Origin of the sequence: Neoroseomonas rubea, assembly GCF_016106015.1 — a bacterium.
GTDB lineage: Bacteria > Pseudomonadota > Alphaproteobacteria > Acetobacterales > Acetobacteraceae > Neoroseomonas > Neoroseomonas rubea.
Genome location: NZ_JACADQ010000290.1, coordinates 1 through 5,488 on the forward strand (window position 1 = coordinate 1; position 5,488 = coordinate 5,488).

A 5,488-nucleotide genomic window follows, 5' to 3' on the forward strand; every position below is an offset into this window, starting at 1 on the left:
AGGCCGCCAGCGCCGCGGCGATGTCCTGCGCCGCGGCGGGGGCGAAGCGCGCCAGCGCCTCGGCCGCCGGGCCCGCGGCCTCGGCCCAGAGCGTGGGGTCCATCCAGACATGCGGGTCGGCGGCGTCGGGGTAGTCGGGATTGGCGCGCAGGCGCTCGCGCGGCAGTGCCTCGGCCACCAGCAGCACCGGCTTGCCGGCGCCGCGCGCGCGTTCCAGCACATCCCCCATCCGGCCTTCCAGCCGGTGGCCATTGGCGAAGAGCAGGTCGGCGCCGAGGATGCGCTGGATGTCGTTGCGCGTGGGGCGGAACAGGTGCGGGTCCACGCCCTCGCCGATCAGCGTCTCGGTCCGGAACGCCGCCCCGCCGAGGCTGCGCACCATGTCGCCCACCATGCCCACGGTGCACAGCGCGAGCGGTGGCCGCCGCGCCTGGGCGAGGGCGGGGACGGGCAGGGCCAGCAGGCCGGCGGCGAGGAGCGACCGGCGACGTACGGATGAACAGGTATTCATCTCTTCATTTATCCCTGTTTTTTCAATAACTTATCTCGTTGGCGCAGATTGCGGCGCACACCCGGCGTGTCAAGGCCGGGCTTGCGTGGGCAGCCCCCGGCGCGCGACGGTGGCGGGATGGCGGATCATCCCCGATGCGTGCGCGTGTGAGGCTCGGCGACGACCTGGTGGTCGAGCTGGCGGAAACCTTCCGCCTGATGAGCGACCCGACGCGGCTGAAGATCATCCTCGCCTGCCTCGACGCGCCGGCAGCGGTGGGCGAGATGGCGGAACGGCTCGGCATCTCGGCCTCCCTCGTCTCGCACCACCTCCGGCTGCTGCGCGCGGCGCGGCTGCTGCAGGCGGACCGGCGCGGCCGCCAGGTCTTCTATGTGGTGGGGGACGAGCACATCCGCTCGATGCTGACCGACATGGCCGACCATGTGACCGAGGAGGATGCGGGGGAGGTCGAGGGCTGACGCCCGCCCCGCCTTTGTAACTCCTTAAGGCGGTTGCGTTTTCCGCCTTGTCACCCAGATGCGGCGCTGCGCAGATTTCGGGCGGGTGCCCTTGTGCGGTGCGTGGTGGCGCGACTATGGTCCGCGCGCGCCGCGCACCCCCCTCAAGGGTGCGCGCAACAGGTATCGGCAAGGCGGCGCGCCTGACGCGCCCGGGGAATGGTGATGCGGTTGAGCGACGGGAAGCGCCTGTGGGCGGCGTTGGGCGGCCTTGCCGCGATGGTGGCGGCGGGCCCGGCATGGGCGCAGGGCGTGGTCGGCGCGCCGACCCCCTGGGGCATGGGCCTGCAGGAATCGGGCGGGCCGATCAAGGACGCGATCGCCGACTTCAACACGCTGGTGTTCGTCATCATCGTCGCGATCACCATCTTCGTGCTGGCGCTGCTCGCTTGGTGCGTCTGGCGCTACCGCGCCGAGGCGAACCCGACGCCGTCCACCACCAGCCACAACACGATGCTGGAAGTGGCCTGGACCGTGGTCCCGGTGCTGATCCTGATCGTGATCGCGATCCCGTCCTTCCGGCTGATCTACTACCAGGACCGCACGCCGAACGCCGACCTGACGATCAGCGTGCAGGGCCGGCAGTGGTACTGGAACTACACCTATCCGGACCACGGCAACTTCAACTTCGACAGCTACCCGCTGCAGGAGGACCAGTTGCCGGCCGACCGGCGGCATCTTTTCCGCCTCGCGGTGGACAACGAGCTGGTGATCCCCGTCGGCGCCAATATCCGCGTGCTGACCACCGGGCGCGACGTGATCCATTCCTTCTTCGTGCCCGCGCTGGGCGTGCAGAGGTACACCATCCCCGGCCGCGCGCTCGAGACGTGGATGCGCGCCGACCGCGAGGGCGTCTACTACGGCCAGTGCAACCAGATCTGCGGCACGAACCACTGGTTCATGCCGATCGCGGTGCGCGCCGTGAGCCCGCAGGAATTCGAACGCTGGGTGGCCGAGGCGCGCACACGCTTCGCCCGCGCGGATGACCAGGCCCCGGCCGTCGCCGCCGCCCCCGCCCCGACCGACACCGTCCAGATCGCGGAGGCGCGCCGCTAAGGCGCGCCCGAGAGGAACACCCGATGGCGACCGCAACCGACGCGCATCACGACCACCACGACCACAAGCCCGGCTTCGTGAACCGCTGGCTGTTCTCGACGAACCACAAGGACATCGGGACGCTCTACATCATCTTCTCGCTGATCGCCGCCTTCATCGGCGTCGGCCTGTCCGTGCTGATGCGCATGGAACTGCAGACGCCGGGGATGCAGATCTTCGCCGACGGGCAGATGTGGAACGCCTTCGTCTCCGCCCACGGGCTGATCATGGTGTTCTTCGTGGTCATGCCGGCGCTGATCGGGGGCTTCGGCAACTGGTTCGTGCCGATCATGATCGGGGCGCCGGACATGGCCTTCCCGCGCATGAACAACATCAGCTTCTGGCTGCTGGTGCCGGCCTTCCTGCTGCTGGGCGCGTCGCTGTTCGTGGGTGAGGGCCCGGGTGCCGGCTGGACGATCTACCCGCCGCTGTCCGACAGCACCTACCACCCGTCCATGGCGATGGACCTCGCGCTGTTCTCGCTGCACTTGGCGGGTGCGTCGTCGATCATGGGCGCGGCCAACTTCATCACCACCATCCTGAACATGCGCGCGCCGGGCATGACCCTGCACAAGATGCCGCTGTTCGTCTGGTCGATGCTGGTCACCGCCTTCCTGCTGCTGCTCGCGGTGCCGGTGCTGGCCGGCGCGATCACCATGCTGATCACGGACCGCAACTTCGGCACGGCCTTCTTCCGCCCCGAGGGCGGCGGCGACCCGGTGCTCTTCCAGCACCTGTTCTGGTTCTTCGGCCACCCCGAAGTCTACATCATGATCCTGCCCGGCTTCGGGATCATCAGCCACGTGATCTCGACCTTCAGCCGCAAGCCGGTGTTCGGCTACCTCGGCATGGCCTACGCCATGGTCGCGATCGGCTTCGTGGGCTTCGTGGTCTGGGCGCACCACATGTTCCAGTCCGGCATGGACGTGGACACGCGCGCCTACTTCATGGCCGCGACGCTGGTCATCGCCGTGCCCACGGGCATCAAGATCTTCTCCTGGATCGCCACCATGTGGGGCGGGTCGATCGACCTGAAGACACCGATGCTGTTCGCCATCGGCTTCATCTTCCTGTTCACCGTGGGCGGCGTGACGGGCGTGGTGCTGGCGAACGCGCCGATCACCCAGATCCTGCACAACACCTACTACGTGGTGGCGCACTTCCACTACGTGCTCAGCCTCGGCGCCGTGTTCTCGATCTATGCCGGCTTCTACTACTGGATCGGCAAGATGAGCGGCCGGCAGTACCCCGAGTTCTGGGGCAAGGTGCATTTCTGGCTGACCTTCGCCGGCGTGAACCTGACCTTCTTCCCGATGCACTTCTCGGGCAACCAGGGCATGCCGCGCCGCTACCCTGACTATCCGGAAGCGCTGACGGCGTGGAACTTCATCGCCTCGGTCGGCTCCTACATCTCCTTCGCCTCGCTGATCCTGTTCTTCTACGTGCTCTGGCTGACCTTCCGCTCGGGCGAGAAGGCCGCGGCCAATCCGTGGGGTGCCGGTGCGACGACGCTGGAATGGCAGGTCTCCTCGCCGCCGCCCTTCCACACCTTCGACGAGCTGCCGCGCGTCCGGTAAGGACGCCGGCCTGGGGTTCGGACCATGAGCGAAGCCGCCATGGAACCGGGACAGGGGGGCTCCGCCCCCCTTCCTGCTTCCTGCGACATGTCGGACGTCGGCGACTGGATCGCGCTGCTGAAGCCGCGCGTGATGACGCTCGTGGTCTTCTCGGGGCTGGTGGGCATGCTGGTGGCACCCGGGGCGCTGTCCATGCACCCGGTGCTGGCCTTCGTCGCGATCCTCTGCATCGCGGTCGCCGCCGGCGCGGCGGGGGCGATCAACATGTGGTACGACCGCGACATCGACGCGGTGATGCGCCGGACGGCCAAGCGCCCCATCCCGGGCGGGCGGATCGCGCCGGGGGCCGCGCTGGCCTTCGGCATCTGGCTCTCGGTGGGCTCCGTCACGCTGATGTGGATGGCGACGAACCTCGTCGCGGCCTCGGTCCTCGCGCTGTCCATCGCCTTCTACGTCTTCGTCTACACCATGTGGCTCAAGCGCCGGACGCCGCAGAACATCGTCATCGGCGGCGCGGCGGGCGCCTTCCCGCCGGTGATCGGCTGGGCGGCCGTCACGGGCGATGTGACGCTCGTGCCTCTGATCCTGTTCGCCATCATCTTCGTCTGGACGCCGCCGCATTTCTGGGCGCTGTCGCTCTGGGCCCATGACGACTACGCCCGCGCCGGCGTGCCGATGCTGCCGGTGACCGCCGGGGCGCGGGAAACCCGGCGCCAGGTGCTGATCTACACCGTGCTGCTCGCCCCGCTCGGCCTCCTGCCCTGGGCGGTCGGCTTCTCCTCCCCCGCCTATGCCGCCGTCGCGGCGCTGCTGGGGGCGAACTTCCTCCGCCACGCGCTCGCCGTGCTGCGCGATGCGCAGGACGAGGCCGGGCGGTCGCTGACGAAGGACGCGCCGGCCAAGGCCTGCTTCCGCTTCTCGCTGACCTACCTGTTCGCCCTGTTCGCCGCCATCGCGGTGGACCGCCTGGCCTTCGGCCCATGACGCCGGAGGAGGAGGCGCTGTTCCTCAAGCGCCGGCGCGGACGCAACATCGCCATCATGCTCGTGCTCGTGGCGCTGTCGGTGATCTTCTACTTCGTCGGCATGGCGCGCATCCTGCGCGGCTGAGCCGCGGCGCGTTACGCCATGATACGATCGCCCCGCTTGCCGCGCGCCGGGCGAAGGGCCATTGAGTAGGGCCATGGACCGCGCCGACCTTTCCCGCCGCAACCGCCGCACCGCGATCTTCGCCTTCGGGACGGTCGTGGGCATGGTCGGCCTCTCCTTCGCCGCCGTGCCGCTGTACGACCTGTTCTGCCGCGTCACCGGCTACAACGGCACGACGCAGCGCGGCCTCGCCGCGCCGGGGGCGACCGACCGGACCATCACTGTCCGATTCGCCGCCACCACCCAGCCCAACCTGCCCTGGCGCTTCCAGGCCGAGCAGCCGGCGATGCTGGTGCGGCTGGGGGAGGAAGGGCTCGCCTTCTACTCCGCCGCCAACCGGGCCGAGACGCCGGTCACGGGCGTGTCCGTCTACAACGTCACGCCCGAGAAGGTCGGCCGCTACTTCCACAAGGTCGCCTGCTTCTGCTTCGACGAGCAGACGCTCGAACCCGGCCAGCGCGTGGACATGCCGGTCTCCTTCTGGGTCGATCCGCGCATCGCCGAGGACCCGAACACGCGCGACATCACCACCATCACGCTGCACTACAGCTTCTTCCGCACCATGGAGGACGCGCAGCGCGCCGGCGCGGTCGCCTCGGCCGGGCCGCATGTCGGCCGGGCCGCGCCGCGGACGAACTGAGGCGCCTGCGGCGGGCGCCG

Annotated in this window: 7 protein-coding genes; 6 read left to right on the plus strand and 1 reads right to left on the minus strand. The window is 69.2% G+C overall.

The features are described from left to right. Positions 1 to 511: metal ABC transporter solute-binding protein, Zn/Mn family (locus HW577_RS19820; protein ID WP_198377857.1), on the minus strand; the 511-nt coding region annotated here is incomplete at its 3' end. Between the two features lie 134 nt (positions 512 to 645). Between HW577_RS19820 and HW577_RS19825 the strand changes: the two genes are divergently transcribed. The 6 genes from HW577_RS19825 (at position 646) to HW577_RS19845 (ending at position 5,468) form a co-directional block, all read left to right on the plus strand. Next, positions 646 to 969 (plus strand): ArsR/SmtB family transcription factor, encoded by a 324-nt coding sequence (locus HW577_RS19825; RefSeq protein ID WP_198377858.1) that lies wholly within the window; start codon positions 646 to 648, stop codon positions 967 to 969. A gap of 204 nt (positions 970 to 1,173) precedes the next feature. After that, positions 1,174 to 2,064, plus strand: a complete 891-nt coding sequence (gene coxB / locus HW577_RS19830; RefSeq protein WP_198377859.1) for a cytochrome c oxidase subunit II — start codon at positions 1,174 to 1,176, stop codon at positions 2,062 to 2,064. 23 nt (positions 2,065 to 2,087) lie between these two features. Continuing rightward, positions 2,088 to 3,680, plus strand: a complete 1,593-nt coding sequence (gene ctaD / locus HW577_RS19835) for a cytochrome c oxidase subunit I (protein ID WP_198377860.1) — start codon at positions 2,088 to 2,090, stop codon at positions 3,678 to 3,680. 39 nt (positions 3,681 to 3,719) lie between these two features. After that, positions 3,720 to 4,664 carry a heme o synthase gene (locus tag HW577_RS19840; RefSeq protein ID WP_232475088.1) on the plus strand — a complete coding sequence of 315 codons (945 nt, stop codon included), beginning with the start codon at positions 3,720 to 3,722 and terminating at the stop codon, positions 4,662 to 4,664. After that, positions 4,661 to 4,789, plus strand: a complete 129-nt coding sequence (locus HW577_RS26950) for a hypothetical protein (RefSeq protein ID WP_269769578.1) — start codon at positions 4,661 to 4,663, stop codon at positions 4,787 to 4,789. The genes HW577_RS19840 and HW577_RS26950 overlap by 4 nt, the downstream gene beginning before the upstream one ends. A gap of 73 nt (positions 4,790 to 4,862) precedes the next feature. Then, on the plus strand, positions 4,863 to 5,468 hold the full coding sequence (locus tag HW577_RS19845) for a cytochrome c oxidase assembly protein (protein ID WP_198377862.1): 606 nt from the start codon (positions 4,863 to 4,865) through the stop codon (positions 5,466 to 5,468). The last annotated feature ends 20 nt before the right edge of the window (positions 5,469 to 5,488 follow it).

Bases quoted from the DNA above. Each gene is read 5' to 3' on its own strand.
- HW577_RS26950 (WP_269769578.1), top strand. From the start codon at position 4,661: ATGACGCCGGAGGAGGAGGCGCTGTTCCTCAAGCGCCGGCGCGGACGC.
- coxB (WP_198377859.1), top strand. From the start codon at position 1,174: ATGCGGTTGAGCGACGGGAAGCGCCTGTGGGCGGCGTTGGGCGGCCTT.
- HW577_RS19825 (WP_198377858.1), top strand. From the start codon at position 646: ATGCGTGCGCGTGTGAGGCTCGGCGACGACCTGGTGGTCGAGCTGGCG.
- HW577_RS19840 (WP_232475088.1), top strand. From the start codon at position 3,720: ATGGAACCGGGACAGGGGGGCTCCGCCCCCCTTCCTGCTTCCTGCGAC.
- ctaD (WP_198377860.1), top strand. From the start codon at position 2,088: ATGGCGACCGCAACCGACGCGCATCACGACCACCACGACCACAAGCCC.
- HW577_RS19845 (WP_198377862.1), top strand. From the start codon at position 4,863: ATGGACCGCGCCGACCTTTCCCGCCGCAACCGCCGCACCGCGATCTTC.